Source organism: uncultured Aggregatibacter sp., assembly GCF_901873365.1.
Lineage (GTDB): Bacteria > Pseudomonadota > Gammaproteobacteria > Enterobacterales > Pasteurellaceae > Aggregatibacter.
Window position 1 is genome coordinate 1 of record NZ_CABFLM010000006.1, and the last position, 1,292, is coordinate 1,292.

Annotated in this window: 2 pseudogenes; both read right to left on the reverse strand. The window is 30.0% G+C overall.

The features are described from left to right. Positions 1-567 (reverse strand): annotated as a pseudogene (locus tag QZ106_RS00040) (hypothetical protein); the annotation flags it as partial. Between the two features lie 90 nt (positions 568-657). Further along, positions 658-1,292, reverse strand: a pseudogene (locus tag QZ106_RS00045) (hypothetical protein); the annotation flags it as partial.

Here is a 1,292-nt window from a genome sequence, read left to right on the forward strand (position 1 = left end):
AATATATACATCATTAATACTTCCCCTCCCCTCAGTTAAATGATTATGATAGTACCCACTATTAGCTTCATAGTAATATCCATTTGGATTATCTTCTTCATTTTCTACCACATCTACCGGTTTTTCATTATGCGCGCTACGTTCCTGAATAACTTCTTGATTCGTTTTCTTTTTTTCCGCTGACTTCGGGGCTTTCTTGTCTTCAGCTTTTGATGGCTGTTTTGGTGATGAGATATCACCTTGAGCTTGTTTCGATTGAGTCTTATTCTTCCTCGTTCCTTTCGGAAAATAAATTTTTTTACCCACCAAAGTCTCTAAAGGTGTGGCTTCATCCAAGCCATTTTCCCACATTAATGCATATCGGTTTACTCCAGCTTCCTTTTCTATACTTTCCCACGTATCTCCGCTTTTCACTATATGATAAGGGCGTTTATAAGTGGCTTTCTCATTATTCTCATTAGGAATTGTCCGTGGTGTGATTTCATAAATATTGTATGTTCTTAATCTCACCACTTTTTTACCTTTAATCCAAGTAAATTCAGATACTTCAGAACCGTAGCACGACATTCTATTTAATCGTGCATCAAGATGCACGCTACGGGATTTTTAAAAGTACAAAAAATAACTGCACATTGCAAACTGCGGTTAATAAATCATTTAATTTAAATCAACTGAATCAGCTTTAATCCACATATTAATTTCTTTTTTTCCTTTATAGTTAATAAAAAACCATTTTATTCCGTGCTCATCTATTCTCTCTTCTAAAATATGAACTCTATCCCCTTTAATTAAATACATATCACTTCTAACACCAATAGAAGAATATAAGTAGGATTTATTTATTACTCTACTTGTATTGCTTGCGCGCTTCGTTATAATTTTTTCTAAATAATTCTTTTCATTTATCAATTTTAATTTAGATAGCTCGTTAAGGATAATAGAATATTCTTTTTTTGTACTATCACTATAAGGATAAATTAATAGTAATTTTCTATAGCGCTCAATTCCATTAATAATATTTATATTATTCTCATTAAATCTTTTTATAAAATTATTTAGTGAATCTTCAAAAAAATAATCTAATTCACAATTGCTTCTAATATATTCATCTGATAAGTCATAGTTAGGTAGCTTGTCTTTAATATCAGGTATAGAAATATCTAAGTTAAGCTCATCAAATTTGCATATATATTTTTTAGAGTAATCCTCTAGGAATCCGCTCACTTCAGTATTAATCTTTTCAAGAATCCACTTTTTATTATTATATGCAATATAGTAACTATTTATAATAT